Genomic DNA, 574 nt, shown 5'->3' on the forward strand with positions numbered 1-574 from the left:
GACTGGGCTTTTGAGTAGTCAGTCATGGTCGTTTACCATCCTGATTTGTTCATTGTTTTTTTACGATAATTCTTTATAGCTTCTTGTAAGGTATTTATAGCTGCTTTTGCCATCATGAATCGTGCAGTTTCTTATAATGAAATAAACATCAGTATTTCTTATCTCAATCCCATTTGCACTGCTCGCATTTATATCCCAGTTTTCTATGATGTATGGGTCGCTCTCCGTGCCTGTCGCTTCTGGATTGCTCACACCGTTTGCAGCTATGAAATTATCGTTGCCATCAATATAGATAGGACCATGTGCTGTAAGCCCAGATTTAGACTGAGCCGCAGATCTTATCTCAGCATCTCCGTTATCTGCCTCCGCGGCCATTGATAGGTTCGCCACCCCGATCATCCCACCCACAGGCATCATCACTACGAGCCAAACTGCTATTATCCTCTTCATTTTCCTTGCCGAGTAATAAAATGTTCTGTCTTGATATAAAACTTGTCTGGGAACGACAATACGATGCTACAGTTTCCTTATCTCCACACCCATCTCCCTGAACCTTGCAGAAATCGTGCTTGGA

General features: G+C 42.7%; 1 protein-coding gene. It reads right to left on the bottom strand.

Translation table 11 applies throughout. The annotated features are described in order from the left end of the window. Window positions 1-60: 60 nt before the first annotated feature. Window positions 61-450, bottom strand: coding sequence for a hypothetical protein (locus QMD21_07895; protein MDI6856685.1), 390 nt, complete (start codon window positions 448-450; stop codon window positions 61-63). Between the last annotated feature and the right edge of the window lie 124 nt (window positions 451-574).

The sequence above is a fragment of the Candidatus Thermoplasmatota archaeon genome, from assembly GCA_030018475.1.
GTDB lineage: Archaea > Thermoplasmatota > JASEFT01 > JASEFT01 > JASEFT01 > JASEFT01.

Coding starts and splice junctions, on each gene's coding strand:
- QMD21_07895 (MDI6856685.1), bottom strand. CDS start 450: ATGAAGAGGATAATAGCAGTTTGGCTCGTAGTGATGATGCCTGTGGGT.